The organism is Micromonospora sp. NPDC005220 (assembly GCF_040607895.1).
Classification (GTDB): Bacteria; Actinomycetota; Actinomycetes; order Mycobacteriales; family Micromonosporaceae; genus Micromonospora.
Map to the genome: position 1 here is coordinate 1 of NZ_JBEXHP010000088.1, position 24,838 is coordinate 24,838.

General features: G+C 70.3%; 27 protein-coding genes. 9 read left to right on the forward strand and 18 right to left on the reverse strand.

Annotated elements, in window-relative coordinates; genetic code table 11:
* Positions 1–95: 95 nt before the first annotated feature.
* The 4 genes from ABZU52_RS24870 to rfbA form a co-directional block, all read right to left on the reverse strand.
* A complete protein-coding gene (locus ABZU52_RS24870) occupies positions 96–290 on the reverse strand; it encodes a hypothetical protein (protein WP_238672306.1) in 195 nt (64 codons plus the stop codon).
* A gap of 66 nt (positions 291–356) precedes the next feature.
* Positions 357–1,715: a Pup--protein ligase gene (pafA, locus tag ABZU52_RS24875; protein WP_238680390.1), complete on the reverse strand. Its 1,359-nt coding sequence runs from the start codon at positions 1,713–1,715 to the stop codon at positions 357–359.
* 68 nt (positions 1,716–1,783) lie between these two features.
* Positions 1,784–2,407: a dTDP-4-dehydrorhamnose 3,5-epimerase gene (rfbC, locus tag ABZU52_RS24880; protein ID WP_354973386.1), complete on the reverse strand. Its 624-nt coding sequence runs from the start codon at positions 2,405–2,407 to the stop codon at positions 1,784–1,786.
* Entirely contained in the window at positions 2,404–3,294 is an 891-nt protein-coding gene (gene rfbA / locus ABZU52_RS24885) for a glucose-1-phosphate thymidylyltransferase RfbA (protein ID WP_354973387.1), read from the reverse strand. Before rfbA ends, rfbC begins: the two co-directional genes overlap by 4 nt.
* Before the next feature lie 103 nt (positions 3,295–3,397).
* Between rfbA and rfbB the strand changes: the two genes are divergently transcribed.
* The 6 genes from rfbB to ABZU52_RS24915 are packed head-to-tail and all read left to right on the forward strand — an operon-like array spanning position 3,398 to position 8,680.
* Positions 3,398–4,399 carry a dTDP-glucose 4,6-dehydratase gene (gene rfbB / locus ABZU52_RS24890; RefSeq protein WP_354973388.1) on the forward strand — a complete coding sequence of 334 codons (1,002 nt, stop codon included), beginning with the start codon at positions 3,398–3,400 and terminating at the stop codon, positions 4,397–4,399.
* A complete protein-coding gene (gene rfbD, locus ABZU52_RS24895) occupies positions 4,396–5,283 on the forward strand; it encodes a dTDP-4-dehydrorhamnose reductase (protein ID WP_354973389.1) in 888 nt (295 codons plus the stop codon). The genes rfbB and rfbD overlap by 4 nt, the downstream gene beginning before the upstream one ends.
* On the forward strand, positions 5,280–5,651 hold the full coding sequence (locus tag ABZU52_RS24900; RefSeq protein WP_091408675.1) for a DUF2304 domain-containing protein: 372 nt from the start codon (positions 5,280–5,282) through the stop codon (positions 5,649–5,651). Before rfbD ends, ABZU52_RS24900 begins: the two co-directional genes overlap by 4 nt.
* Entirely contained in the window at positions 5,644–6,345 is a 702-nt protein-coding gene (locus ABZU52_RS24905; protein ID WP_354973390.1) for a glycosyltransferase family 2 protein, read from the forward strand. The genes ABZU52_RS24900 and ABZU52_RS24905 overlap by 8 nt, the downstream gene beginning before the upstream one ends.
* Complete coding sequence (locus ABZU52_RS24910; protein WP_354973391.1) at positions 6,342–7,655, forward strand: polysaccharide biosynthesis protein; 1,314 nt, start codon at positions 6,342–6,344, stop codon at positions 7,653–7,655. The genes ABZU52_RS24905 and ABZU52_RS24910 overlap by 4 nt, the downstream gene beginning before the upstream one ends.
* Positions 7,652–8,680 (forward strand): glycosyltransferase family 2 protein, encoded by a 1,029-nt coding sequence (locus ABZU52_RS24915; RefSeq protein ID WP_354973392.1) that lies wholly within the window; start codon positions 7,652–7,654, stop codon positions 8,678–8,680. Before ABZU52_RS24910 ends, ABZU52_RS24915 begins: the two co-directional genes overlap by 4 nt.
* A 66-nt stretch (positions 8,681–8,746) precedes the next feature.
* Here the strand turns inward: ABZU52_RS24915 and prcA are convergent, their stop codons facing one another.
* From prcA to ABZU52_RS24965, 10 genes are all read right to left on the reverse strand, one after another.
* Positions 8,747–9,568 carry a proteasome subunit alpha gene (gene prcA / locus ABZU52_RS24920; RefSeq protein WP_354973393.1) on the reverse strand — a complete coding sequence of 274 codons (822 nt, stop codon included), beginning with the start codon at positions 9,566–9,568 and terminating at the stop codon, positions 8,747–8,749.
* 66 nt (positions 9,569–9,634) lie between these two features.
* Positions 9,635–10,474, reverse strand: coding sequence for a proteasome subunit beta (prcB, locus tag ABZU52_RS24925; protein ID WP_354973394.1), 840 nt, complete (start codon positions 10,472–10,474; stop codon positions 9,635–9,637).
* A complete protein-coding gene (locus tag ABZU52_RS24930) occupies positions 10,393–11,064 on the reverse strand; it encodes an endonuclease VII domain-containing protein (RefSeq protein ID WP_354973395.1) in 672 nt (223 codons plus the stop codon). Before ABZU52_RS24930 ends, prcB begins: the two co-directional genes overlap by 82 nt.
* Positions 11,065–11,070: 6 nt before the next feature.
* On the reverse strand, positions 11,071–11,286 hold the full coding sequence (locus tag ABZU52_RS24935; RefSeq protein ID WP_030332902.1) for a ubiquitin-like protein Pup: 216 nt from the start codon (positions 11,284–11,286) through the stop codon (positions 11,071–11,073).
* A 104-nt stretch (positions 11,287–11,390) separates the two neighbouring features.
* Positions 11,391–12,908, reverse strand: a complete 1,518-nt coding sequence (dop, locus tag ABZU52_RS24940) for a depupylase/deamidase Dop (RefSeq protein ID WP_354973396.1) — start codon at positions 12,906–12,908, stop codon at positions 11,391–11,393.
* A 142-nt stretch (positions 12,909–13,050) separates the two neighbouring features.
* The gene (locus tag ABZU52_RS24945; RefSeq protein ID WP_354973397.1) at positions 13,051–14,604 is read right to left on the reverse strand and encodes a DUF2142 domain-containing protein; all 1,554 of its coding nucleotides are present in this window, start codon (positions 14,602–14,604) and stop codon (positions 13,051–13,053) included.
* A 57-nt stretch (positions 14,605–14,661) separates the two neighbouring features.
* A complete protein-coding gene (locus tag ABZU52_RS24950; protein WP_354973398.1) occupies positions 14,662–15,594 on the reverse strand; it encodes a glycosyltransferase family 2 protein in 933 nt (310 codons plus the stop codon).
* A 2-nt stretch (positions 15,595–15,596) separates the two neighbouring features.
* Entirely contained in the window at positions 15,597–16,544 is a 948-nt protein-coding gene (locus ABZU52_RS24955; RefSeq protein WP_354973399.1) for a Gfo/Idh/MocA family oxidoreductase, read from the reverse strand.
* A complete protein-coding gene (locus tag ABZU52_RS24960) occupies positions 16,537–17,637 on the reverse strand; it encodes a DegT/DnrJ/EryC1/StrS family aminotransferase (RefSeq protein ID WP_354973400.1) in 1,101 nt (366 codons plus the stop codon). The genes ABZU52_RS24955 and ABZU52_RS24960 overlap by 8 nt, the downstream gene beginning before the upstream one ends.
* 22 nt (positions 17,638–17,659) lie before the next feature.
* Positions 17,660–18,193 carry an acyltransferase gene (locus ABZU52_RS24965; protein ID WP_354973405.1) on the reverse strand — a complete coding sequence of 178 codons (534 nt, stop codon included), beginning with the start codon at positions 18,191–18,193 and terminating at the stop codon, positions 17,660–17,662.
* A gap of 108 nt (positions 18,194–18,301) precedes the next feature.
* Here ABZU52_RS24965 and ABZU52_RS24970 point away from each other — a divergent pair, with 108 nt between their 5' ends.
* The gene (locus ABZU52_RS24970; protein WP_354973401.1) at positions 18,302–18,712 is read left to right on the forward strand and encodes a GtrA family protein; all 411 of its coding nucleotides are present in this window, start codon (positions 18,302–18,304) and stop codon (positions 18,710–18,712) included.
* Between the two features lie 73 nt (positions 18,713–18,785).
* On the opposite strand, the gene arc is transcribed toward ABZU52_RS24970, so the two are convergent.
* Positions 18,786–20,570: a proteasome ATPase gene (gene arc, locus ABZU52_RS24975; RefSeq protein WP_354973402.1), complete on the reverse strand. Its 1,785-nt coding sequence runs from the start codon at positions 20,568–20,570 to the stop codon at positions 18,786–18,788.
* Positions 20,571–20,748: 178 nt separating this feature from the next.
* On the opposite strand from arc, the gene ABZU52_RS24980 reads away from it, so the two are divergent.
* Positions 20,749–21,042 carry a ferredoxin gene (locus ABZU52_RS24980; protein WP_354973406.1) on the forward strand — a complete coding sequence of 98 codons (294 nt, stop codon included), beginning with the start codon at positions 20,749–20,751 and terminating at the stop codon, positions 21,040–21,042.
* 49 nt (positions 21,043–21,091) lie between these two features.
* On the opposite strand, the gene ABZU52_RS24985 is transcribed toward ABZU52_RS24980, so the two are convergent.
* Genes ABZU52_RS24985 through ABZU52_RS24995 form a run of 3 tightly spaced genes read right to left on the reverse strand, consistent with a single transcriptional unit; the run spans position 21,092 to position 23,863 of the window.
* Positions 21,092–21,664 carry a hypothetical protein gene (locus ABZU52_RS24985; protein WP_091408625.1) on the reverse strand — a complete coding sequence of 191 codons (573 nt, stop codon included), beginning with the start codon at positions 21,662–21,664 and terminating at the stop codon, positions 21,092–21,094.
* Between the two features lie 46 nt (positions 21,665–21,710).
* Positions 21,711–22,664 (reverse strand): tRNA (adenine-N1)-methyltransferase, encoded by a 954-nt coding sequence (locus ABZU52_RS24990; protein ID WP_354973407.1) that lies wholly within the window; start codon positions 22,662–22,664, stop codon positions 21,711–21,713.
* A 44-nt stretch (positions 22,665–22,708) separates the two neighbouring features.
* The gene (locus ABZU52_RS24995; RefSeq protein ID WP_354973403.1) at positions 22,709–23,863 is read right to left on the reverse strand and encodes a site-2 protease family protein; all 1,155 of its coding nucleotides are present in this window, start codon (positions 23,861–23,863) and stop codon (positions 22,709–22,711) included.
* Between the two features lie 77 nt (positions 23,864–23,940).
* Here ABZU52_RS24995 and ABZU52_RS25000 point away from each other — a divergent pair.
* On the forward strand, positions 23,941–24,838 hold an 898-nt coding region (locus ABZU52_RS25000; RefSeq protein WP_354973404.1), incomplete at its 3' end, for a PD-(D/E)XK nuclease family protein.

Consider the following 24,838-nt stretch of genomic DNA (forward strand, 5'->3'; position numbering starts at 1 on the left):
TGAAGTTATTGCCGCGACACGCCGAGGCAGCAGGCAATAACTTCATGATCGACGCAGGCGAGGGCGGGGGCGAAGCGCGAGGTGGTGGGGTGGGGTTAGGCCAGGAAGATCAGGGCTAGCCAGCCGCCCACGATGAGCACCAGCGCCAGGGCCAGCACCCAGGTCGGCACCGTGTAGTCACCGCGCCGGTTACGGTCGATCTCGGCGCGGATCTTCTCCCGCCGGCGTTCGACCCAGTTCTGCCGCTCGGTGCCGCGCTCGGAGCGGTCGGAAGGTCCAGAAGTCGTCATGGCGCGCTCAGCCTACCGGGCTGGCCGGCCCCGCCGACACACACCACCGCCGGGGCCGGCGACCCGTCACATGCTGGCGATCAGCCGCTCCACCCGCTCGTCGTACGCCCGGAACGGGTCCTTGCAGAGCACGGTGCGCTGCGCCTGGTCGTTGAGCTTCAGGTGCACCCAGTCGACGGTGAAGTCCCGGCGCTTCTCCTGGGCGTGCCGGATGAACTCGCCCCGCAGCCGGGCCCGGGTGGTCTGCGGCGGGGTCTCCTTCGCCTCGAAGATCTCCGGGTCAGTGGTCACCCGGTCGACGTCGCCGCGGCGCTCCAGGAGCCCGTAGAGGCCCCGGCCACGGCGCACGTCGTGGTAGGCCAGATCCATCTGCGCCACCCGGGGGTGCGACAGCGGCAGGTCGTGCTTGCGCTGGTACCGCTCGATCAACCGCAGCTTGCTGACCCAGTCGATCTCCCGGGAGACCGGCTCCAGGTCGCCGCTCTCCACCGCGTTGAGCACCCGGCCCCACAGCTCGACGACCCGCTTGGCGGCCTGGTCGCCGCCGCGCCGCTCGACGAACTCGGTGGCCTTGGCCAGGTATTCCTGCTGGATGTCCAGGGCGCTGACCTCTTTACCGTTGGCCAGCCGCACCTTGCGCCGGCCGGTGATGTCGTGCGACACCTCCCGGATGGCCCGGATCGGGTTTTCCAGCGAGAGGTCGCGCATCACCACCCCCGCCTCGATCATCCGCAGCACGATGTCGGCGGTGCCGACCTTGAGCAGCGTGGTGACCTCGTTCATGTTGGAGTCGCCGACAATCACGTGCAGCCGCCGGTAACGCTCGGCGTCGGCGTGCGGCTCGTCCCGGGTGTTGATGATCGGGCGGCTGCGGGTGGTCGCCGAGGAGACGCCCTCCCAGATGTGCTCGGCCCGCTGCGAGAGGCAGTAGACCGCGCCGCGCGGGGTTTGCAGGACCTTGCCGGCCCCGCAGATCAACTGCCGGGTGACCAGGAACGGGATGAGCACGTCGGCGAGCCGGCCGAACTCGCCGTGCCGGGAGACCAGGTAGTTCTCGTGGCACCCGTACGAGTTGCCGGCCGAGTCGGTGTTGTTCTTGAACAGGTAGATCTCACCCGCGATGCCCTCGTCGTGCAGCCGCTTCTCCGCGTCGACGAGCAGGCCCTCCAGGATCCGCTCGCCGGCCCGGTCGTGGGCGACCAGATCGGTCACCGAGTCGCACTCCGGTGTCGCGTACTCCGGATGCGACCCGACGTCCAGGTAGAGCCGGGCCCCATTGCGCAGGAAGACATTGCTCGACCGACCCCAGGACACCACGCGACGGAACAGATACCGCGCGACCTCGTCCGGGGACAGCCGCCGCTGCCCGCGATAGGTGCAGGTGACGCCGTACTCGGTCTCGAGGCCGAAGATTCGCCGCTCCATGGTGTGACATTAGCCGCCCGGAGGCCCGGTTCGTCACTGTCAGACCACAGGTCGTGCCCCGAGCGCGGTCACATACCGGTTGAGTGCGACATTCCGTCCGGGCCGAGGCTCGCCACGAACCGCCGGCAGCTGTCGTACTCGGGCAGCAGGCCCCGCTCGCGGGCCTGCGCCAGGGTCGGCGCCGCGTCGTCGCGCGCGGACAGCAGCGGAACGTCGGCGGGCCACTCGATGCCCAACTCCTCGTCCAGCGGGTGCACCGCGTGCTCGCCGGTCGGGTTGTAGGTGGTCGAGCAGAGATAGCTCAACGTCGCGTCGTCGGTCAACGCGCAGAACCCGTGCCCCAGCCCCTCGCTGAGGTAGACCGCCCGACGGTCGGTGTCGTCCAGCCGGACGCCCTCCCACCGGCCGAAGCTCGGCGAACCCACCCGCAGGTCCACGATCACGTCGAGTACCGCGCCCCGCACACAGGTGACGTACTTGGCCTGGCCGGGCGGAACGTCGGCGAAGTGGACGCCGCGCACCACGCCACGCGCTGAGACCGACAGGTTGGCCTGGGCCAACCGCAGCGGATGCCCCACCGCCTCGGCGAGCTTGTCGAAGCGGTACCACTCCATGAACATGCCACGCGGGTCACCGTGCTGCTGGGGGGTGATCTCCCAGGCGCCCTCGATGCTCAGCTCCCGGATCTTCACCAGGAACCCCCGTCGCGCTCGGCCTGATCGCTCAGCAGCCCGAGCAGGTAGTCGCCGTAACCGCTTTTGGTCAGCGGCTCGGCGAGCGCGCGCAACTGCGCGTCGTCGATCAGGCCGGCCCGCCAGGCGACCTCCTCGATGCAACCGATTTTGAGGCCCTGTCGCTCCTCGACCACCCGGACGAACTCGGCGGCCTGCATCATCGAGGTGAACGTGCCGGTGTCCAGCCAGGCGGTGCCCCGATCCAGCACCGTCACCGACAGCTCGCCCCACTCCCGGTACGCCTCGTTGACCGCCGTGATCTCCAGCTCGCCGCGGGCGCTCGGCGTGAGCTTGCGGGCGATGTCCACCACCCGGTTGTCGTAGAAGTAGAGGCCGGGCACCGCGTAGCGGGACTTCGGCCGGGCCGGCTTCTCCTCGATCGAGAGCACCCGGCCATCGGCGTCGAAGTCGACCACGCCGTACTCCTGCGGGTTGGCCACCTGATAGGCGAAGACCCGTCCGCCGACCAGGTCACCGTGGTCGTCGAGCTGTCGACCCAGACCCACGCCGTGGAAGATGTTGTCGCCGAGGACCAGCGCCACCGCCTCGTCGCCGATGAAGTCCGCGCCGAGGATGAACGCCTGCGCGATGCCCTCCGGGCGCTCCTGGGAGACGTACTCCAGCCGCAGCCCGAACTGGCTGCCGTCGCCGAGCAGCCGACGGAACTGGTCCTGGTCGTCCGGAGTCGTGATCACCAGGATCTCCCGAACCCCGGACATCACCAGGGTGGAGAGCGGATAGTAGATCATCGGCTTGTCGAAGACCGGCATCAGCTGCTTCGAGACCGCCCGGGTGATCGGCCAGAGCCGCGACCCGGTGCCGCCGGCAAGTAGGATTCCACGCACCGGGGAAGCCTAGCCGCACCCGGACATCTAGCCGCACCCGGACATGTTGTGCGGGGGTCGCATACCCGGCCCCGCGCCGCCTGTCGCGTATACTTCCGGACCCGTGAGGATCCTCGTCACCGGCGGAGCCGGATTCATCGGGTCGGAGTACGTTCGCCTGCTGCTGGGCAAGCCCCTCGGCAGTGCAGACGGCGTGCCGCCGATCGAGCCGGCCGTGGTGACCGTGCTGGACAAGCTGACCTACTCGGGCAACCTGGCCAACCTCGAACCCGTCCGCGACGACCCGCGACTGCGGTTCGTGCAGGGCGACATCTGCGACCCGGTCGTGGTCGACGAGGTGGTGGCCGAGCACGACGTGATCGTGCACTTCGCCGCCGAGTCACACGTCGACCGCTCGATCGCCGGTGCCGCGCCGTTCGTCACCACCAACGTGCTGGGCACCCAGACGCTGCTCGACGCGGCGCTACGCCACGGCACCGGCCGGTTCGTGCACGTCTCCACCGACGAGGTCTACGGCTCGATCGACGAGGGCTCCTGGACCGAGACCTGGCCGCTCGCCCCCAACTCGCCGTACTCGGCGTCCAAGGCCGGCTCCGACCTGCTCGCGCTCTCGTACCACCGCACCCACGGCATGGACGTGGTCGTCACCCGCTGTTCCAACAACTACGGCCCGTACCAGTTCCCCGAGAAGGTCATCCCGCTGTTCGTCAGCAACCTGCTCGACGGTGGCACCGTCCCCCTCTACGGCGACGGCGGCAACATCCGGGACTGGCTGCACGTGCACGACCACTGCCGCGGCATCGCCCTCGTCCAGCAGAAGGGCCGCGCCGGCGAGGTCTACAACATCGGCGGCGGCACCGAGTTGACCAACAAGGAACTCACCGGCCTGCTGCTGGACGCCTGCGGCGCCGGCTGGGACCGGGTCGTCCCGGTCACCGACCGCAAGGGCCACGACCGCCGCTACTCCCTCGACATCACCAAGATCAGCGAAGAGCTCGGCTACCACCCCAGCATCACCCTGGACCAGGGCCTCGCCGACACCGTCCGCTGGTACCGGGACAACCGCAGCTGGTGGGAACCCCTCAAGTCCGCGCCGACCGCATGACCCGAGTACTCGTCACCGGCGCGGGCGGGATGCTCGGCCGGGACCTGGTCACCGTGCTGGGGGCACGGCCCGACCTCAAGGTGACCGCCGCCACCCGCGCCGACCTGGACGTCACCGACCGCGCGGCGGTGTCCGCCGCCGTCGCCGAACACGACCTGGTGATCAACGCGGCGGCGTGGACCAACGTCGACGCCGCCGAAACCAACGAGGCCGCGGCGACCGCCATCAACGGCGACGCCGTGGCCAACCTGGCCGCGGCGTGCGCCACCGACGGAACCCGGCTGATCCAGGTCTCCACCGACTACGTCCTCGCCGGCAACGCGGACAACCCGTACCCGGAGGACGCGCCCACCGCGCCGGTCAACGCCTACGGCCGCGGCAAGCTGGTCGGCGAACAGGCCGTCGCGCGGCTGCTACCCGACACCGGGTATGTCGTGCGCACCGCCTGGCTGTACGGCGCCCACGGCCCGAACTTCGTCGCCACCATGCTCCGACTCGCCACCCAGCGCGAACACCTCGACGTGGTCGACGACCAACACGGCCAGCCCACCTGGTCCTACGCGCTCGCCGAGCGACTCGTCGCGCTCGCCGACGCGGCGCTGGCCGGCAACGCGGCCCCCGGCGTCTACCACGGCACCTGCGCCGGGCAGACCACCTGGTACGGGCTGGCCCGCGCCGCGTTCACGCTGGCCGGGCTGGACCCGGACCGGATTCGACCCACCACCAGCGACCGGTATCCGCGTCCCGCCCCCCGGCCTGCGTACAGTGTGCTAGGGCACAGCCGCTGGGCAGCCGTGGGTCTGCCGCCGCTTCCCGACTGGCACAGCGCCCTGGTTGACGCGTTCCACTCCCCCGCTCCACCCGCCCCGTGGAAGGTCGCATGAAGCTCACCCTGGTCACCGGCCTGACCGGTCTACTGCTCCTCGGCACCATCGTCGAGCTGCTGCGCCGTCGCCAACTGCGCGAGAAGTACGGCATGCTCTGGCTCGCCGTACTGGTCGTCGTGATCCCGCTGTCCCTGTTCCCCCGGCTGCTCGACAACGTCGCCGAACTCCTCGGCGTCGCCTCCGGTGTCAGCCTGGTGCTCTTCCTCGGCATCGTCTTCCTGCTGCTCGTGTGCGTGCACCTGAGCTGGGAGGTCAGCGCACTCGAAGAAGAGACCCGCACCCTGGCCGAAGACTTCGCTCTGCTCCGCGCACAGATCGACGCGGACCGGGCGGCCCGTGACGAACTGGTGTCGAACGATGGTTAACGGCAAGCGCACACTGATCATCATCCCGGCCCTCAACGAGTCGGGTTCCATCGCCGACGTCGTCGGCGAGGTCCGCGGCGAACTGCCCGGCGTCGACGTGCTCGTCGTCGACGACGGCTCCACCGACCAAACCGCCGCCGTCGCCGCCGCCGCCGGCGCCCAGGTCGCCAAACTGCCGTACAACCTCGGCGTCGGTGGGGCCATGCGCCTCGGCTACCGCTACGCCCGCGACCACAACTACGACGTCGCCATCCAGATCGACGCCGACGGCCAGCACGACCCCCGGTACGTGCCGAAGCTCGTCGACCTGCTCGACGACAACGACCTCGTCATCGGCGCCCGTTTCGCCGGAGAGGGCGACTACACCGTCCGCGGCCCCCGCCGCTGGGCGATGGTGATGCTCTCCGCCGTGCTGTCCCGGGTCGCCCACACCAAGCTCACCGACACCACCTCCGGCTTCCGGGCCGCCAACCGGCGGGTCATCGACATGTTCGCCACCTGGTACCCGGCCGAGTACCTCGGCGACACGGTGGAGACCCTGGTACACACCGCCCGCCGTGGGTACCGCATCCGGCAGGTGCCCGTCGCCATGCGCAAGCGGATGGCCGGCACGCCCAGCCACTCCCCCGCCCGGGCGATGATCTACCTCGGCCGCGCGTTCGCCGTCCTCACGCTGGCGCTCATCCGCCGGTGATCCGTCGCCTGCTCCGCCTGATCCCGCCCGGCACCATCGCTGTCGGTGCCGGGCTGGGCCTTCTCGGCCTCGCCTCCTACGTCCACCTCGCCGTCGCCGGGCACAGCCTCACCGAGGCCGACTACAACTCCCTGTCGGTGCTCTGGTCGATCGTGTTCACCCTGGGCATCGGCGTGTTCATGCCGATCGAGCAGGAGGTCGCCCGGGTCGTCGCCGCCCGGCACAGCCAGGGCCAGCCACCCGGCCCAGTCCTGGCCCGCGGCGTGGCGGTCGCCACCGCCGTGCTGGCCGCCCTGGTCCTGGCCATCACCGCCGGCCGTCACCTCATCGCCGACAAACTCTTCGACGGCGACGGCAGCATGGTCACCGTGCTCGTCGCCGCGCTCGCCGCGATGGCCGTCGCCTACGCCACCCGCGGCGTGCTCTCCGGCCTGCAACTGTTCCCCTGGTACGGCACCCAACTCGGCATCGACGGCGGGCTGCGCATCGCCATGGTCGCCCTGCTCGGGCTGACCGGAGTGACCTCCCCCGTCTGGTACGGCGTCGTGTTCGTCGCCGCCCCGCTGGTCAGCGTTCTGCTCACCCTGCCGCCGGTGCTGCGCGCCATCGGCGCCGGCCCACCGGTGGCCTGGGCCACCCTCCTGCGCGGCCTCGGCCTGCTCACCGCCTCCAGCCTGCTCTCCCAGGTCGTGGTGAACATCGGCGTGATCAACGTCAAGCTGCTCGCCCCGTCCGACACAGCGGCCGCCGGCGCACTGCTCTCCGCCCTCGTACTGGTCCGCATTCCGCTGTTCGTCTTCGGCTCCCTACAGGCGTCACTGCTGCCCGGCCTGGCCACCACCGCCACCACCGGCGACCAGGCCGGCTTCCACAGCCTGCTGCGCCGGGCGCTCGGCATCGTCACCGCACTCGGCCTCACCGGCGCCCTCGGCGCCGTGCTGCTCGGCCCGTGGCTGGTCGGCGCCCTCTTCGACGCACCAGGCGTCCTCGGCCACGGCGACTTCGCCTGGTTGGCGGCCGCCACCCTCGCCTACCTGTGGGCGATGGTGCTCGGCCAGGCCCTGCTCGCCCTCGACCGACACCGCGCCCAGGCCCTCGCCTGGACCGCCGGCGTCACCGCCCTGATCGCCGTGACGCTGATCCCGGCTCCGGTCACCCTGCGAGTCGAATTGGCGTACACCATCGGCTCCGTCATCGTCGCCGCCACCATGGCGACACTGCTCCTGCGCGGCGGCGTCCGCCGACCCACCACCCCCACCCGGCCGCTCGCCGAGGCCGTCGCCCCTGCCGCATCCGGAGGCATCCGATGACCCGACCACAGGTGACCGCGGTAATGCTCGCCTACGGCGCCGAGCCGTACCTGGTCGACGCCGCCCGAGCCGTCCTGGCCAGCACCGACGTCGACATCGAGCTGGTCGTCGTCGACAACGGTTGCACCGGCGACGGCATCGACATCGTCAAGGGCTTCCCCCAGGTCCGGGTGATCCGCCCCGAACAGAACACCGGCTACTCCGGTGGCTGCCGGATCGGCGCCGCCGAGGCCACCGGAGACTGGCTCGCCTTCGTCAACTCCGACGCCATCGTCGCCGCCGACGCCCTCGCCAAGACGGTCACGGTCGCCGCCGAACCGGGCGTCGGCGCCGCGATGGCCTCCATCCGGCTCGCCGACACACCCGAGCTGATCAACACCTCCGGCAACCCGCTGCACTTCACCGGGCTCTCCTGGGCCGGCGGCAACGGCGAACCGGCCACCGCCCACGCCGTACGCACCACGGTGCCGTCGCTCAGCGGCTGCTGCTTCGTGATCAGCCGGCAGCGCTGGCAGGAACTCGACGGCTTCGCCGCCGAATACTTCGCCTACCACGAGGACACCGAACTCAGCCTGCGCCTCTGGCACCGCGGCCTGCGCCTGGAGTACGTCCCCGACGCCGTCGTACGCCACCACTACGAGTTCTCCCGCAACGACCTGAAGCTCTACCTGGTCGAACGCAACCGGCTGGTCACCCTGCTCACCGCGTACCAGACCCGGACGCTGGTGCTGCTCGCCCCCATGCTGCTGCTCACCGAAGCCGCCATGCTCGCCGCCGCGCTCGCCGGCGGATGGACCCGGCAGAAGACCCGCGGCTGGGGGTGGCTGTGGCGCAACCGATCCTGGGTCGGCGCCCGCCGCCGTCAACTCCAGGCCGAACGCACCGTCCCCGACGGGGTGATCGCCGAGCTGATGACCGCCCGGGTCGCCCCGTCGAACGTCGACTCGCCCCCCGGCATGGGCGTGTTCAACGCGGTCGCCGCCGGCTACTGGGCCCTCGCCCGGCCGCTGCTCCAGCGCCGCTGACCCACCAACGCAGACGACAGCGCCGGGGCCCGCTCACGCGGACCCCGGCGCTGCTTCATCCCACGATCAGCTGTCGGCCTGCCCGGGCCGATCCTCCAGGTCGGCGGAGCCCGCCGAGCTGGTCGGCTTACCAGCCGCCCCGGCCGGCACGCTCGGCGTGTCCGGCAGGTCACTCGCCGGCGGAGCCGCCTTCCCGTCCAGCAGCGCGGTCAGCGCGGCACCGGTGATCCGCCGGAACGTCCGGCCGACCCGCTGACGGTCCAGCACCGCCACCTCGAGCTGGTTCGCGGCGATCGTCCGAGCCGCCCCGCCCTCCCCGCCGACGCTGCTCAGCGCCTGCACCGCGACCTTCACCGCTTCCCCGAGCGACATGTCCGGGCGGTGGTTGGACTTCAACACGCTGGTGATGGCCTCAGCCTGACCACCCATCGCCATCCGCCCCGGCTCGTCGTTGACCGAACCGTCGTAGGTGAGCCGGTACAACTCGTCCTCAGCCGCCGTGGCACCGACCTCCGCCACACAGATCTCCACCTCGAACGGCTTCGACTGCTCGGTGAAGATCGCGCCAAGGGTCTGCGCGAACGCGTTGGCCAGGGCCCGACCGGTCACGTCCCGACGGTCGTAGCTGAGCCCGTTCAGGTCGGCCATACGCACGCCGGCCCGCCGGAGGTTCTCGAACTCGTTGTAACGGCCGACCGCGGCGAAGCCGATCCGGTCGTAGATCTCACTGACCTTGTGCAGGGCGCTGGAGAGGTTCTCCGCGACGAAGAGCACCCCGCCGGAGTAGCTCAGGACCACGGCGCTACGCCCACGAGCGATGCCCTTACGGGCCAGCTCGGAGCGGTCACGCATGATCTGTTCGGGCGAGGCGTAGAACTGCATGGCCACGGCGGCGGTTCTCCTAACGGCGCTGTGCTGACGACTGCTGGCTGGTGGGGGTGGGCGCGGGCGGACCTAACCGCCCGGGTTTTCCATCCGGCCGGCGACCACGCCCTCGGCGATCGTCGCCGTCTCGGCGTCGGTGAGCCGGTAGGTGCCCTCGGCAGTCGCGGTCATCACCACGGGGTAGATCCGCCGGGTCAGGTCAGGCCCGCCGGTCGCGGTGTCGTCATCGGCCGCGTCGTAGAGCGCCTCGACCGCCAGCCGCGTCGCATCCTCGACGGACAACCCGACCCGGAACCGCTTCTTCAGCGCGGACTTGGCGAACAACGACCCGGACCCGATGGCGTCGTAGCCGGTCTCCTCGTACGGGCCACCGGTCACGTCGAAGCTGAAGATCCGACCGGCCCGCGCCGGGTCGGCGGCGGCCAGGTCGAACCCGGCGAAGAGCGGCACCACTGCCAACCCCTGCATGGCCGCGCCCAGATTGCCGCGGATCATCGAGGCCAACCGGTTGGCCTTACCGTCCAACGAGAGCATCGCGCCCTCGATCTTCTCGTAGTGCTCCAGCTCCACCTGGAACAGTCGCATCAACTCGATGCCGATACCGGCGGTGCCCGCGATGCCGACCAGCGAGTACGCGTCGGCGGGGTGCACCTTCTCGATGTCGCGCTGGGCGATCAGGTTGCCCATGGTGGCCCGTCGGTCGCCCGCCATCACCACACCCTCGGCGGCCGCGATGGCCACGATGGTGGTCGCGTGCGGCGCCAGGTCGGCGGCCATACCCGGCGGCAGCGGTCGCCGACCGGGCAACATCTCGGGGGCCACCCGACTCAGAAACGTCGTGAAGGAGGACGTCCCCGCGTTGGTGAACACATCTGGTAGACGCCCGGATGGATCAAAGCCCGCTGCCACGTGGTTCCTCTCAGGTACGTGATCGCCCTGGCCAGCCTCATCGGACTGTCACGGAACTGGCCAAGACCACCGTTGCAGTTGAAGCAGAGTATCCCGCGCACCCATCCGGTGCGATGATCGTGGTCCAGATGTTGCGGGTCGGCGCCGCCACAGATCGCGCAGAGCCCGCCCTGCTCGGCCAGGAGCTCCTGAAACTCCTTCTCGCCCACGCCGTAGCGCCGCTGGAGGTGGTACTCACGTGTCCCGCCGTAGAGTCGTTGCGCCGTCTCTTTGCCCCGGGCGTTGTGGCAGGGTTTGCAGTAGCTGTGTCGACCACTGGCCTTGGTCGAGGTGGTGGGAAAGTCGTTCAGGGGCTTGATCTGCTCACAGTCCGGACACCACTTGAGGCCTTCGCCGACGGGCGTGGGTGACTTCCGCTGCGGAGCGATACCGCGCTTGCGACGACTCGCCTCCGACCGCGCGACGGCGCAGACCTTGCAGTAGAAGGCCAGCCCGTCCTTCCTCCGCCGGTCACGGTGGAACTCCGTGCTCGCCAGCACTCTCTTGCATTGCGGACATACCTTCTCGGCCCGGTCCGGGAAATCGGACATATGCTATCATTGACCCCCTTTCTGGACGTAGCCTCTCACGAATTCCTCTGCATTTTCTTCGAGGACGGAGTCGATCTCGTCGAGGAGGTCGTCGACATCCTCGGTGATCTCGGCGTGCCGCTCGGCCACCTCGGGGTTGGCCTCGGTGGTGACGTCCTCGATTTCCTCGCCCTGGCGGGACTTGCCGGACTGCGACTGGCCGCCGCTGTCATGAGTGGCCACTGCTGCCTCCTCCACGATCGTCTGCGATGAACTTACCTCGCGCGGGCGACGAAAAGCCCGCCGCGCGCCGGCTTGCGGCACACGACGGGCGGACAAATCCGGAATCAGCCCCCGGTCAACGTCTCCAGCAGGTCCTTGGCGCTGGCGCAGCGGTCGAACAGGGCACCGACGTGTGCGCGGGTGCCCCGCTCCGGCTCCATCATCGGGACCCGGACCAGCGACTCCCGGCCCACATCGAAGATCACTGAGTCCCAGCTCGCGGCGACCACCTCTGAGGCGTACTGGGCGAGGCAGCGACCGCGGAAGTAGGCCCGGGTGTCCTCCGGGGGCTCGGTCATCGCGGTACGGGTCTCGTCGTCGGTGAGCAGCGTCTTCATCGCCCCCCGGCTGACCAGGCGGTGGTAGAGGCCCTTCTCCGGCCGGACGTCGGAGTACTGAAGGTCGACGAGCTGGAGCTTGTGCGAGCCCCAACCGAGCTTCTCCCGCTCCCGGTAGCCCTCCAGCAGCCGCAACTTGGCCACCCAGTCCAGCTCGTCGGCGCAGAGCATCGGATCCCGGCCCAGCCGGTCCAGGACGCTCTCCCAGCGGTTGAGCACGTCGACGGTCTGCTCGTCGGCGTCGGCGCCGTACCGGTCGTCGACAAAGGACCGGGCCCGCTCCAGGTAGGCCCATTGCAGGTCCAGTGCGGTGAGCCGGCGGCCGTCACGCAGCCGCATCCGGTGCGTCAGGGAGGGGTCGTGGCTGACGGCGCGCAGCTCGCTGACCGGGTCGGCGATGCCGAGGTCGGCCCCGAGCGCCTTCTCCTCGATCATGGTGAGGATCAGGGCGGTGGTGCCGACCTTGAGGTAGGTGGAGATCTCGGAGAGGTTGGCGTCGCCGATGATGACGTGCAGCCGGCGGTACTTGTCGGCGTCGGAGTGCGGCTCGTCGCGGGTGTTGATGATCGGGCGTTTGAGGGTGGTTTCCAGGCCCACCTCGACCTCGAAGAAGTCGGCGCGTTGGGAGATCTGGAAGCCGCTCTGGCCGCCGTCCTGGCCGATGCCGACCCGGCCGGCGCCGCAGACGATCTGCCGGGTGACGAAGAACGGCGTCAGGTACGCCACGATGTCGGCGAACGGCGTCTGCCGGCGCATCAGGTAGTTCTCGTGGGCGCCGTAGCTGGCGCCCTTGTTGTCGGTGTTGTTCTTGTAGAGGTGGATCGGCTGGGTGCCCGGGATGGTGGCGGCCCGGCGGGACGCCTCGGCCATCACCCGCTCGCCGGCCTTGTCCCAACGCACGATGTCCCGGGGGGTGGTGACCTCCGGGGTGGAGTATTCGGGGTGGGCGTGGTCGACGTAGAGCCGTGCCCCGTTGGTGAGTATCACGTTGGCCAGGCCGAGGTCTTCGTCGGCGAGGGCCTCGGCGGGGTCGTACGCGGCGCCGGAGTAGGTGAAGCCGCGGGCGTCGCGCAGCGGCGACTCTTCCTCGTAGTCCCACCGGGCCCGGCCGCCCCGGTTGAGTTCCGGACGTGCCCCGTAGGCGTTGACCACCTGCGACGAGGTGACCATCGGGTTGGCTCCGGCCTGCCCGGGCACGGAGATGCCGTACTCGACCTCGGTGCCCATGATTCGCCGTACGCTCATGCCGCGCCCCGCTTCAGCTCGCTGACGTACCCGTCCACGCCCACCGCCGGCCGGCGCGTTACCGCTCGATCGGCCCTGCGCTCCAGACTAGTCCGAATCCGACAGCAACGCCCGCACCGGGCGTGGTCGGTCGGTCGGCCGGTCAGCCCAGATCCGTCGCTGGTGTCTGCTCGGCGGTCGCCGGCGTCGGCTCACCGGGCTCGTTCAGTGGGCGCATCGAGACCCGCCAGGCGAGGACGCCGAGCAGGGTCAGACCGAGCACGCTCGCCAGCAGGGGCGTGATCGAGCCGAGTGGCGGGTGCCAGTCGCCGGCGAACGGGTTGAAGGTGCGGAAGGTCAGGTACTTGGGCAGGCCGTCCTGCCACCGCACCATCGTCAGGATCAGCACGAAGAGTTGGATCGGCAGGAGCAGGATGACGCTGAGGCGGACCAGGGTACGGCTGCGGGTCGCGTCGAGCCCTCGTTCCTCCCAGACGTACGCGGCGAACAGCATCGCCCCGGCGAGCATCGGCAGCATGTAGCGGCCCTGGGTGACGAACCCGGTCTGCTTGATCAGGGCCACCTGCATCACCGACGGCACGACGGTGCCGGCGACGATCAGGACGATCAGCCGCCAACGGTCGACCAGCCGGCCGAAGACGAACGCCCCGATCAGCAGTGTCGCGGCGACGAACTGCCAGGTCAGGTAGATCGGCGCGGGCATTCGGGTGTCCAGCCACGAGGTCACTCCGACCATCTGGTCGAGGTAGCCGCGCCACCGGTCGGACTCGGCGAGGGCGGCCTGGCCGTAGGTGTAGACGTGGCCGCCGTACTTGCCGAGGTCGGAGGACTTCATCACGATGCCCCAGCCGACCGCGGTGAGGGCCGCGACGGCGATGCCGCCCACCCACCACCACACGGCCTTCTCGCGTATCAGCCGGCCGACGTTGCTCTGCCGCCACGGGAAGGCGAAGGCGACGAACGCCGCGGCCAGCCAGAGCGGCCCGGTCTGTCGCAGCATCGCGAGCAGCAGGCCGCTGATGCCGGCCAGGATGAGGAGCCCGTGGTGCGGCTTTGGCCGGCGGTCCAGGAACAGGGGAATTGTCGCGGCGAAGAACGCCACGCCGGCGGCGATCTCCACGCCGTTGGGGTTGACGGCGCTGGCCATCTGGGCGGCCATCGGGGTGACGGCGACCAGCAGCCCGGCGACCATCAGGCGGCGCCGGGACCAGTTCACCGCCACGACGAACGCGCTGGCCAGCAGTGCCGCGGCGATGCCTGCGCTGATGAACCGGGCGAGCAGCACCCCGGACCAGCCCGGCCAGAGGTCGAGCGGCCAGCCCACCAGGGCGTAGTAGACGGGGTGGTAGCGACCGGCGCCGGTGCCGGCGCGTACCGGGGTGTCGTCGCTGCCCGGTGGGACCGCGCAGGCGGCCGAGACGGCGGGCTTGAACTGCCAGCACTGCTCCCGGACCAGGCCGGAGGGCACGTCCTGGAAGGCTCCCGAGCCCTTCTTGGCGGCTGCCGGCGGCGGGGCGATCTCCCCCGCCGCCACACCGGCGGCGCGGATGATGTGTTCCCGCTCGTCCGGCGTGCCGTCGTAGGGGGCGGCGACCGACCAGGCCCCGATGGTCAGCAGGAAGCCGACGAACGCCAGGATCCAGACCCGGCGGGAGCCGGCGACGACGCCGTCGCCGGCCGCAGGTTGCTCGGTCATCGCGGTTCTCTGCGCTGCCTTTCAGGGGGCGTGGAGCGGATCAGGGCCCGGTACCGGTCAGTCCGGCGTCGACTGGATGTCCAGGGTGAGCGCGGAGATCAGCATGTGGATGCCGGTCAGCAGCGGCCCGACGCAGAGCAGGACGCTGCCGGTGGTGGCGACCGGTGGGCCGAGCGTCTCCGCCAGCACCCAGATCCCCCAGCCGGAGCCGAACAGGATGAGGAACAGGCCGGTGAAGAAGAGCAGCGCGACGGCGGAGAACGAGGCGAGTACGTGCTTGAGCAGCATTCGCCGCCAGAAGCCGCGGAACAGGAGGCTGGCGATGCGGGGGGCCACCTTGTGGATGCGCATCGTCGACACCTCCTCGCCGTAGCTGGCGGGGACCGGTACGTCCTTGGCTCGGGCGTTGGCGATGTTGAGCCAGATCAGGAGGTCGTTCTCGAATTCGTAGCCGCGGGCCACGGCGGCGACGTTGAGCCGCAGCAGGGCCGACCGGGAGACGGCGGTGTAACCGTTCTGCGGGTCGAAGAGGTTCCAGTAGCCGCTGGCGACCTTGGTCGCGAACGACAGGGCGACGCTCCCCAGCATCCGGACGGCCGGCATGTCGGCGAACGAGGTGCGGGAGAAGAAGCGGTTCGCCTTGGTGAACTCGTAGCCGTCGTCGCAGATCGGGTCGAGCAGCGCCGGCAGGTAGGCCGGGTCCATCTGGGCGTCACCGGCCATCACCACGTTGATGTCGGCGCCCAGGAGGAGGGCCCGCTCGTGCCCGTCCATGATCGAACCACCGACGCCGGTGTTCTTCTCGTGGTCGATGACGACGACCCGCGGGTCGCCCACCGCGCGGGCCCGCTCGGAGGTGTCGTCGGTGGAGCAGTCGTTGATCACCACGATGAAGTCGACGAAGTCGGGCATCGTGGTGATCGTCTTGCCGATCAGCCGGCTCTCGTTGTAGGCCGGGACGACGGCGGCGATCTTCTGACCCTTGTACATGCTCAGCCGACCAGGGCGGTGTCGCGGATCTGGAGGCACACCTCGAGCGCAGCCAGGCCGTCTTCGCCGCTGACCACGGGGCGGCGACGGTTGACGACGCAGTCGGCGAAGTGCCGCAGCTCGTGCATCAGCGGCTCGCCGTGCTGGGAGAGGAAGGGGATCTCGACCCGCCCGCTCTGCCGGTAGCGCACGCCGCCCTCGGAGAGGAACTCGGAATGCTCGATCCGGTGCACCTCGACCTGCTGGCGCAGCAGGTCGGCGATGACGCAGTCATTGCGCTGGGTGAGGGTGACGCGGCGGATCTTGTTCTGGCTGACCCGGCTCGCGGTGATGTTGGCGATCATGCCGTTCTCGAACATGAGCAGGGCGAAGGCGAGGTCCTGCTCCGCGGAGCGGACGATCCGGGTCGCCGCGCGGTGCGCGACGATCTCCGAGCCGGCCACCGTCCGGGCCAGGTCGACGTCGTGGATCATCAGGTCCAGCAGGACGTCGGCGAGGGCGCGGTTGGAGAACGGGCCGACCCGGGTGATCTCCAACGACAGCGGGTCGTCGACCAGTTCGAGGAGTTCCGTCACGGCCGGGTTGAAGCGCTCGACGTGGCCGACCATCAACACGCGTTCGTGCTTCTCGGCGAGGTCGATGAGGTGCCGCGCGTCGGCGACGGAGGTCGCGATCGGCTTCTCGACGAGCAGGTCCCGGCCGCTGCGGAGGATGCGCGCGCCCAGTTCGCCGTGCGTCTCGCTCGGGGTCGCCAGGACCACCGCGTCCACGCCCGCCAATGCCTCGTCGATGTCGGTGGTGTACTGCGCACCGATGGCCTTGGCGAGGGTGGCGGCCCGCTGGGAGTCGGGGTCGCAGACGCGGGTGACGGTGACGTCCGGCGTGGAGAGTGCCACCCGGCCGTGGTTCGCGCCCATGATGCCCGCGCCGATGATCGCCAAATTAGGCATTGAACGCACCTCGTACGGCCTCGATCACCTGGTCGACGTCGTCGTCGGCGAGGTGCTGGTGAACAGGAAGGGAGAGCGCCTCCTCGGCGGCGCGAAGGGCACGCGGAGTCTCGTCCGTGCCGATCTGTGGGTGACCCACGTAGCAGTCGTAGTGGTGCATGAGGCGGGGGTAGTAGAGACCGTAGCCGATCTGCCGCTCGTCGAGCCGCTTGCCGAGGTCGTCGCGGCTCAGCGCGGCGTCCGCGCCGATCCGCACGGTGTACTGGTGCCAGACGTGGCTACGCCCGGACGGCACCGACGGGGTGGTCAGTCCGGGCAGGTCGGCGAGGCCGGCGGTCAGCCTGGCGGCGTTCGCGGCCCGCCGGGCGGTGGTCTCGCCCAGCCGGCCGACCTGCGGCACGGCGATGGCCGCCTGCAGGTCGGTCAGTCGCCAGTTGTGGCCCGGCGCCTCGTACTGGTACCGCACCCGCATGCCCTGGTTGCGCAGCAGCCGGAGACGGTCGGCGATGGCGTCGTCGGAGGTGGTGATCAGGCCGCCTTCGCCGCACTGCAGGTTCTTGGTGGCGTACATGGAGAAGCAGCCGACGCCGAACGAGCCGACCGCCCGGTCACCGACGCGCGCGCCGTGCGCCTGGGCCGCGTCCTCGACGATCGCCAGCCCGGCGGCGTCGGCGATCGCGGTGAGGGCCGTCATGTCGGCGGGCAGGCCGTAGAGGTGCACCGGAAGGATGGCCCTGGTCCGGTCGTTGACCAGCGCCTGGACCGAGTCCGGGTCGATGGTGAAGTCGTCACGGATGTCGGCGAAGCGGACCGTCGCTCCGGACTCGAGAATCGCGTTCAGGGTCGCCGCGAAGCTGAACGGAGTGGTGATCACCTCGTCGCCGGGCTGCAGACCGAGCGCTTCGAGAGCGGCGACCAGGGCAACGGTGCCGTTGCTGACGGCCACGGCGTGGGGGACGCCGCAGAGTTCCGCGAAGGACCGCTCCAACTCGGCGACCATCGGCCCTTGCGCCAGCCTGCCGGATCGCAGGACCGACAGGACCGCGGCCTCTTCCTCGGGGCCGATGACCACCGAGGTGATGGGAATAGACATGGGGGGTTGTCTCCTGTGAGGTTTAGCGGCCTTCGAGTACGCCGGCGGGCAACTGCTCGTCGCCGCGGGCGACGACCTCGCCGTTGCGGTTGACCCAGCCGAGGTGCCGGGCCGGGTTGCCGGCCACGAGTTGGTACGGCTGCACGTCTCGCGTGACGACAGCGCCCGCGGCCACCAGGGCGTACTCCCCGATCTCGGTGCCGCAGACGATCGTGGCGTTGGCGCCGATGGAGGCGCCCGTGCGGACCACTGTCGGCGTGACCTTCCAGTCCGGGTTCTGTGCCCGCGGGTTGAGGTCGTTGGTGAAGACCGCGCTCGGGCCGACGAACACCTCGTCCTCGAGCGTGACACCGAGGTAGACCGAGACGTTGTTCTGCACCTTGACGCGGTCGCCGATGGTGACGCCGGCATCGACGAACACGTTGCGGCCGAGCGTGCAGTCGGCGCCGATGCGAGCGGTCGACCTGACATGCGTGAGGTGCCAGATCCGGGTCCCGGCTCCCACCTCGGCCCCGGCTTCCACCTCGGCTGTCGGGTGGACGGAGGCACTCGGCATGTCGGTCACTGCACACCTTCGGGGGGTCTCGGGGCGATCGCGGGACGGGGAGACGATAGCGTGCTCCACCGTGACGACACATGGCGGGTCCGCATCCAAGAGTCAGCGATGAAGGCGGCCTCGGCGACGCTCGCGGGCCTGACACGCCGCAGCGAGGTGCGCTTTCTGATCGTCGGGGGGCTCAGCGCGATCACCGACACCAGCGCGCTCTATCTGTTCCACGGTGTGCTGGGGGTCTGGCTGCCGTTCGCCACGGTGCTCGCCTTCGCCGTGGCGTTCGTGGTCAACTTCGGGCTCAACCGCGCATGGTCGTTCGGCTCGACCGGCGACGTGGGCGGTCAGGCCTGGCGGTATCTGCTGCTGGTGCTCGTCAACCTGGCGCTCACGGTCGCCCTCGTGCAGGGGTTGACCTGGGCCGGCCTTCCGTACCTGGTCGCGAAGGTGCTCACCACCGGGGGCCTGGCGGTGTTGAACCTGTTCGTCTCTCGCAGGTGGATCTTCACCGACGGTCAGCGCTGAGGCGCGAGGCACCCGTGCGGAACGACAACCGGGGCGACGCGTCGACACGCGTCGCCCCGGTCGAACGGTGGCCCTACAGGTACTGGCCTGTGTTGCTGGCGGTCTCGATGGACCGGCCGGCCTCGGCGCCCTTGCCGCCGGAGACGAGCGTGCGGATGTAGACGATCCGCTCACCCTTCTTGCCGGAGATGCGCGCCCAGTCGTCGGGGTTGGTGGTGTTGGGGAGGTCTTCGTTCTCGCGGAACTCGTCGACGCAGGCGTCGAGCAGGTGCTGCAGGCGCAGCCCCTTGCGACCCGAGGTGAGGAACTCCTTGATGGCCATCTTCTTGCTCCGGTCGACGATGTTCTGGATCATCGCGCCGGAGTTGAAGTCCTTGAAGTAGAGGACTTCCTTGTCACCGTTGGCGTAGGTGACCTCGAGGAATCGGTTCTCCTCGGTTTCGGAGTACATCCGCAGCACCACGGCGTCGATCATCGCCGCGACGGTGGCCTGAGGGTCGGTGCCGTGTTCGGCCAGGTCGTCCGGGTGCAGGGGCAGCCCGGAGAGGATGTACTTGGAGAAGATGTCCTTGGCCGCCTCGGCGTCCGGTCGCTCAATCTTGATCTTCACGTCGAGGCGACCGGGGCGCAGGATCGCCGGGTCGATCATGTCTTCCCGGTTGGAGGCGCCGATGACGATGACGTTCTCCAGCCCCTCCACGCCGTCGATCTCGCTGAGCAGCTGCGGGACGATGGTGTTCTCCACGTCCGAGGAGACACCGGAGCCACGGGTCCGGAAGATCGAGTCCATCTCGTCGAAGAACACGATCACCGGCGTGCCCTCGCCGGCCTTCTCCCGGGCCCGCTGGAAGATCAGCCGGATGTGCCGCTCGGTCTCGCCGACGTACTTGTTGAGCAGCTCCGGGCCCTTGATGTTGAGGAAGAAGCTGGTGTGCTTCTCCTTGCCCTGCCGCTCGGCGATCTTCTTGGCCAGCGAGTTGGCCACCGCCTTGGCGATGAGCGTCTTGCCGCAGCCGGGCGGGCCGTAGAGCAGGATGCCCTTCGGTGGGCGGAGCTGGTGCTCACGGAACAGGTCCGCGTGCAGGAACGGCAACTCCACCGCGTCGCGGATCTGCTCGATCTGCGACTGGAGGCCACCGATGTCGCCGTAGTCGACATCGGGCACCTCCTCCAGGACCAACTCCTCGACCTCGCTCTTCGGGATCCGCTCGTACGCGTACGCCGAGCGGGGCTCGATCATGAGCGAGTCGCCGGCCCGGATCGCCGAGCCGACGAGCGTCTCGGCGAGGTGCACGATGCGCTCCTCGTCGGAGTGGGAGACCACCAGCGCCCGGTCGCCCGGCCCGCCGTTCGGCCCCTCCAGGATCTCCTTGAGCATCACCACTTCGCCGACCCGCTCGAAACCGAACGCGTCCACGATGTTGAGCGCGTCGTTGAGCAGGACCTCCTGGCCGCGGCGCAGGTCACCCACGTCGAGCGAGGGCGAGACCGCGACCCGTAGTTTGCGGCCGCCGGTGAAGACATCCACCGTGCCGTCGTCGTGCTTGGCCAGGAAGACGCCGTACCCGCTCGGCGGTTGCGCGAGCCGGTCGATCTCCTCCTTGAGCGTCACGATCTGCGTGCGAGCTTCCTTGAGGGTGCTCACCAGCCGGTCGTTGTTCTCGGTCAGCCGCGCCAACTGTGCCTGGGTGGCCGCCAGCCGCTCTTCGAGCTGCCGGACGTGTCGGGGGCTTTCGGTCAACTTGCGCCGCACCAGGGCGAGTTCCTCTTGCAGGAACGCGACCTGCGTGGAGAGATCGTGGGCTTCCTTCTCCCACCGTGCGGCGCGCGAGTCCGCGTCGTCGCTACGTGCTGCCACGTCCCACCTCCCCGGGGGGCTTGAACGTTCTGCCCTAACACTAGCCGCTATGAGGCCGATTCGGTCCCACGCAACGCCCTCGTCACCGAACCTTGATCGCCAAGGGTGGCCTGACGGGCGGTTACTGGCGTTCGGGTACCGTCGGAGCGTGGCACGGGAGAACATGGGGGGTGCACCGGTGGCCGAGGTCGCGACCGACGAGTTGCAGGTCTGGGTCGACCAGGATCTCTGCACGGGCGATGGGCTCTGCGTGCAGTACGCGCCGGAGGTGTTCGAGTTCGACGTCGACGGTCTGGCCTACGTCAAGGGCGTCGACGGTGAGCTGCGGATGGCCCCGGGCAGCCGGGTCGACGTCCCCGCGCACCTGCGACTCGAGGTGATCGACTCCGCGAAGGAGTGCCCGGGCGACTGCATCCACGTGGTGCGCGGCGACGGCGTCGAGGTCGCCGGCCCGGAGGCCGAGGACGACTGACCCACCGGCCGGGCCGCGCGGGCCCGGCCGGGTTCAGCAGGGGTACGCCTCAGAGCATCGGACGGCCGACCACCGAGGCGACCAACCGGGCGAACTCCTCCAACCGGGCGATCTGCCCGGCCCCGCCGTCGTCCAGGGTCTTGCCGAAACGCAGCGCGTCGTGCCGGGGTGTGCCGGCCATCTCCTCGCTCGGCGGCGCCTCGTCCAACGAGGTGAGCAGCAGGTAGACGTCGATGCTGTCGACCCGGATCTCGCCGCTCTCGGCGCGGTTGAGCCGGCGCCGGCAGCCCACCTCGGTGACCGTGGAGACCGGCACCACCCGCAGCGACGAGGTCATCGAGCCCGGCGGGCCCTCCTCCGGCGGTACGTCCTCGCCGTGCCAGAGGATGAGCCGGCTGCCGTCACAGACGACGACCTCCTGCCACACCCCGTTGACCTCGTTGACGAAGCGTTCCAGGGTGAAGCCGAGCACCGACGCGCCGCGCAGCACGCCACCGAGCGCCTCCAGGGCGACGTCCGGGTCGCGCAGGTAGGCCCGCGCCGCCGATTCCAGGTCCTGGTAGGGCGACCAGTCGGGAAAGACCGCGGGGAGGTCACCGCCGCCGTAGCCCGGTCGGCTCATGCCAGCGTCTCCCCCTGCTCGGCGATGCCGACACCCAGCTCGATGGTCACGGCCTGTCCATCTCCCCCGTACCGTTGGGCTGGGCGCCTGCCGCCTGGGCGGCGGCGGCCTGTCGGGCCGCCTCCGCCTCGCGCAGGTCCTGGCGGCGCTGCGCGTACGCCTCGGTGCCCTTGCTGGGTTTGCGCCGACGCGGCGGCGCGGTGACCCCGGGGGCCAGCTTGCGCGCGGACACCAGGAAGGCGGTGTGCGCGATCATCCGGTGGTCCGGACGGACGGCGAGGCCCTCGGCGTGCCAGTCGCGCACCAGGGACTCCCAGGCCCGTGGCTCGGTCCAGCCGCCGCGCTCGCGCAGCGCCTCCACCAGCTCGGAGAGCTGCGGTGTGGTGGCCACGTAGCCGATGAACACGCCGCCGGGCACCAGCGCCCGCTCGACCATGTCGAGGGTCTCCCACGGGGTCAGCATGTCCAGGATGATCCGGTCGAAGCCGGTCTCCTGGCACTGCGCGACGTCGCCGACGTGCAGGTGCCACGACGGGTGCGGCCCGTTGAAGAACGCCTCGACGTTGCGCTTGGCGATCTGCGCGAAGTCGTCGCGCAGCTCGAACGAGTGCAGCTCGCCCTCGGTGCCGACGGCGCGCAGCAGGGAACAGCTCAGCGCGCCGGAACCGGCGCCGGCCTCGAGGACCTTCGCGCCGGGGAAGATGTCGCCCATCGCGACGATCTGCGCCGAGTCCTTCGGGTAGATCACCTGGGCGCCGCGCGGCATGGACAGCACGTAGTCCGACAGCAGCGGCCGCAGGGCCAGGAACGCGGTGCCGCCCCCGGAGGTGGTCACCACGCTGCCGTCGGGGAGCCCGATCAGCGCGTCGTGGGCCAGGATGCCGCGGTGGGTGTGGAACTCCTTGCCGGGCTCCAGCGTCACGGTGTGCATCCGCCCCTTGGGGTCGGTCAGCTGGACCCGGTCGCCGGGCCGGAACGGCCCCCGGTGCACGGGTGTCAGCGCCGGGTTGGCGGGGTCGGCGGCGACGGTGGAGGGAGTTGCGGTCACGGTGTCATCTTCCGGTTGGGTTCGAGGAGCTGTGCCAGGTCCGCGATGTGCAGAATGCCGACGACATCTTCGCCTGACGTCACCACGTACTGCGCGCCCGGGTGGGTCTGTACGGCCTCCATCACGCGCTCGCCGTCCCACCCGAGCGCCAACGTGGGAAGTGTGCCCAGCGACCGGGCGACGGCGTCCACCGCCAGCCACGGTCGGCGTTCGACCGGCACCGCCTCGGCGGCGACCGGGTCGACAAGCGCCACCGGTCGACCGGTGGAGTCGGTGACCAGCAACGCGGCGCCGGGCTGCCCGCTCTCGGCGCGTCGGCGCTGGGCCTCGGACAGGGGCGTACCGGTGGGCACCGGCCAGGCCGGACGGGCCAGCCGGGCGAGGTCGATCAGCGGGAACCGGCGGCTGACCCGGGCGGCCCGGATCGACTGCCCGGCGCCACGCCAGAGGGTGACGGCGACCAGCAGCATCAGCGGCAGCGCCAGCGGCGCCAGCCGCCGCTCGACGGTGAGGAGCAGCACCAGGGCCGCGGTGCCGACGGCGACGATGCGGCCGGCCCACCCGGCGACCTCGGTGCCGAGGTGCCGGTCGCGGGTCAGCCCCCACACGGCGGCGCGCAGCGCCCGGCCGCCGTCGAGCGGCAGCCCGGGCAGGCTGTTGAAGAGCGCCACGATGACGTTGCTGACGGCGAGCTGGAAGGCGAGCTGGTGGGCCACGGTCCCCTCGGGCAGGGCGAGCGTGGCGGCGACGGCCAGGACGCCGAGCACCGCGGAGACCGCCGGGCCGGCGAGCGAGACCAGCAGGTCGACGCGGGGCGACGGGGCGTCCCGGTCCATCTCGGTGTAGCCGCCGAGCAGCTCCAGGGTGATCCCGCGCACACCGATGCCGTACCGCCGGGCGGTGAGGGCGTGGCCCAGCTCGTGCAGCAGCACCGAGCCGAGCAGCGAGACGACGAACCCGAAGCCGATCAGGTAGCCGCTGAGCTGCGGCAGGGCCAGTTGCCGGCGGGCGAACTCGCCGTACAGCACCGCGATGAGCACCGCGAGCAGGACCATGGAGCCGTTGAGGTACAGCGGCACTCCGAACACCCGGCCGACGTTCAGGCCGAGGCGTCGGTCTGGTCGGCGCGGCGGTCGGGTTGTCTGCTCCATCGCCACGATGCTACGGACCGTCGCTGCGCGGGGCGGGTGGCGGTCGGTGTCACACCCGTGCCCTAGCCTTTGCGGACATGACGGCGGAACCGGTCACCACCTCCCAACCCACCTCTTCGGCGCAGGCGCCACCGACGGTGCGGGCCTCGCTGTCCCCGTCCCGGGCGGCGGATTTCAAGACCTGCCCGTTGCTCTACCGGTTCCGCAGCATCGACCGGCTGCCCGAGCGCACCACCATCGAGCAGGCCCGGGGCACGTTGGTGCACGCGGTGCTGGAGCGCCTGTTCGACCTGCCGGCGACGGGCCGCACGCCGGAGGCGGCCGGCGACCTGGTGGCCCCCCAGTGGGACCGACTGGTCACCGAGCAGCCGGAGCTGGCCGGGATCTTCGACGGCGCGGAGCCGGCCGGCCCGGTGGAGTTCCTCCGCTCCGCCGCCGGGCTGTTGCAGGGCTACTTCGCGGTGGAGGACCCGACCCGGTTGGAGCCGGCCGAACGCGAGAGCCTGATCTCCGCGGTCGTCGACGAGGAGCTGCTGATCCGGGGCTACCTCGACCGGCTCGACGTCGCTCCGGACGGCGCGCTGCGGGTGGTCGACTACAAGACCGGCGGCGCTCCCCGGGAGGCGTTCGAGGCGCGGGCGCTGTTCCAGCTGAAGTTCTACGCCCTGGTGCTGTGGCGCACCCGGGGCGTGGTGCCCCGGGTGCTGAGGCTGCTCTACCTGCGCGACGCCGAGGTGTTGGATTACACGCCGGACGCCGACGAGCTGGTCCGCTTCGAGCGCACCGTGGTGGCGCTGTGGCGGGCCATCGAGCAGGCCACCGCCCGGCAGGATTTCCGGCCCCGGCCGAGCCGGCTCTGCGACTGGTGCAGCCACCAGGCGCTCTGCCCGAGCTTCGGCGGCACCCCGCCGCCGTTCCCGGTCGCCGCGGCGAGCGCCGACCCGCTGCGCGACTCCCGGGCCACCCCGGTGGTGG

Coding starts and splice junctions, on each gene's coding strand:
- ABZU52_RS24870 (WP_238672306.1), bottom strand. CDS start 290: ATGACGACTTCTGGACCTTCCGACCGCTCCGAGCGCGGCACCGAGCGG.
- pafA (WP_238680390.1), bottom strand. CDS start 1,715: ATGGAGCGGCGAATCTTCGGCCTCGAGACCGAGTACGGCGTCACCTGC.
- rfbD (WP_354973389.1), top strand. CDS start 4,396: ATGACCCGAGTACTCGTCACCGGCGCGGGCGGGATGCTCGGCCGGGAC.
- ABZU52_RS24900 (WP_091408675.1), top strand. CDS start 5,280: ATGAAGCTCACCCTGGTCACCGGCCTGACCGGTCTACTGCTCCTCGGC.
- ABZU52_RS24905 (WP_354973390.1), top strand. CDS start 5,644: ATGGTTAACGGCAAGCGCACACTGATCATCATCCCGGCCCTCAACGAG.
- ABZU52_RS24915 (WP_354973392.1), top strand. CDS start 7,652: ATGACCCGACCACAGGTGACCGCGGTAATGCTCGCCTACGGCGCCGAG.
- ABZU52_RS24930 (WP_354973395.1), bottom strand. CDS start 11,064: ATGTCCGATTTCCCGGACCGGGCCGAGAAGGTATGTCCGCAATGCAAG.
- dop (WP_354973396.1), bottom strand. CDS start 12,908: ATGAGCGTACGGCGAATCATGGGCACCGAGGTCGAGTACGGCATCTCC.
- ABZU52_RS24945 (WP_354973397.1), bottom strand. CDS start 14,604: ATGACCGAGCAACCTGCGGCCGGCGACGGCGTCGTCGCCGGCTCCCGC.
- ABZU52_RS24950 (WP_354973398.1), bottom strand. CDS start 15,594: ATGTACAAGGGTCAGAAGATCGCCGCCGTCGTCCCGGCCTACAACGAG.
- ABZU52_RS24955 (WP_354973399.1), bottom strand. CDS start 16,544: ATGCCTAATTTGGCGATCATCGGCGCGGGCATCATGGGCGCGAACCAC.
- ABZU52_RS24960 (WP_354973400.1), bottom strand. CDS start 17,637: ATGTCTATTCCCATCACCTCGGTGGTCATCGGCCCCGAGGAAGAGGCC.
- ABZU52_RS24965 (WP_354973405.1), bottom strand. CDS start 18,193: ATGCCGAGTGCCTCCGTCCACCCGACAGCCGAGGTGGAAGCCGGGGCC.
- ABZU52_RS24970 (WP_354973401.1), top strand. CDS start 18,302: ATGAAGGCGGCCTCGGCGACGCTCGCGGGCCTGACACGCCGCAGCGAG.
- ABZU52_RS24985 (WP_091408625.1), bottom strand. CDS start 21,664: ATGAGCCGACCGGGCTACGGCGGCGGTGACCTCCCCGCGGTCTTTCCC.
- ABZU52_RS24995 (WP_354973403.1), bottom strand. CDS start 23,863: ATGGAGCAGACAACCCGACCGCCGCGCCGACCAGACCGACGCCTCGGC.